The sequence below is a fragment of the Pseudotabrizicola sediminis genome, from assembly GCF_004745575.1.
GTDB lineage: Bacteria > Pseudomonadota > Alphaproteobacteria > Rhodobacterales > Rhodobacteraceae > Pseudotabrizicola > Pseudotabrizicola sediminis.
This window is the reverse complement of sequence record NZ_RPEM01000052.1, coordinates 1-995: the sequence shown is the minus strand read 5'-3', so window position 1 is coordinate 995 and position 995 is coordinate 1. Positions and strand designations below refer to the sequence as shown.

Sequence of the window (995 nt, the reverse complement as noted above, 5' to 3'; positions counted from 1 at the left end):
TGTTTGATCCCAGGTTTTGATGGTGCGATCTTTTCTCAGGAATGGAGGGAAGCACTATGGGCCAAGTTCGTCACGGGAGCGCCACGACCACGCACGCCGTCAGAGCTGCAATACAACGATCGCAAGCTTCGCTCGCAACGCTGAGCCGGGAGCTTGGGATCAACCCCAAGACTGTCGCGAAGTGGCGCAAGCGCCAGACTGTCGAGGATCTCAAGACCGGGCCGAAGGAGCCGCGATCCACTGTTTTGGCCGAGGCTGAGGAGGCTATGATCGTCGCCTTTAGGCGGCACACATTGCTGTCGCTGGACGACTGCCTTTACGCTCTGCAACCGACGACGCGCTCTGCACTGCATCGGTGCCTGCAGCGCCATGGTATCTCTCGGCTGCCTGATGTGGAGGGCGACAAGCAGAAGCGGCAGCGGTTCAAACGGTATCCCATTGGCTACTTCCATATCGACATCGCAGAGGTGCAGACTGCTGAGGGCAAGCTCTACCTGTTCGTCGGCATCGACCGCACGAGCAAGTTTGCCTTCACCCAGCTCGTCGAAAAGGCGGGGAAAATGGCCGCCGCTCAGTTCTTGCGCGACCTGATCGCTGCCGTTCCCTACCGGCTGCATACGGTGCTGACCGACAACGGCGTCCAATTTACAAATCGAAGCTGCGACACAAGTGCCTTCGAGCACATCTTCGACCGCGTGTGCAGGGAGCATGAAATTGAGCACAGGCTGACGAAAGTGAAGCACCCCTGGACGAATGGCCAAGTCGAGCGGATGAACCGAACGATCAAGGACGCGACCGTCAAACGCTTCCATTACGACGACCACAATCAGCTTCGCATTCATCTCGCCGACTTCATGGCCGCCTACAATTTCGCGCGTCGGCTCAAGACCCTCGGCGGGCTCACGCCCTATGAATACATCTGCAAGATCTGGACATCCGAGCCAGACAGATTCATCCTAAACCCGATCCACCAGATGCCGGGACTGAACACCTAG

1 protein-coding gene is annotated in these 995 nt (G+C 58.1%); it reads left to right on the top strand.

From position 1 onward, the window contains the following. Positions 1–56: 56 nt before the first annotated feature. Positions 57–995: an IS481 family transposase gene (locus tag EEB11_RS19255; RefSeq protein WP_135434199.1), complete on the top strand. Its 939-nt coding sequence runs from the start codon at positions 57–59 to the stop codon at positions 993–995.

Excerpts from the sequence above, each read along its gene's own strand:
- EEB11_RS19255 (WP_135434199.1), top strand. The coding sequence starts at position 57 with ATGGGCCAAGTTCGTCACGGGAGCGCCACGACCACGCACGCCGTCAGA.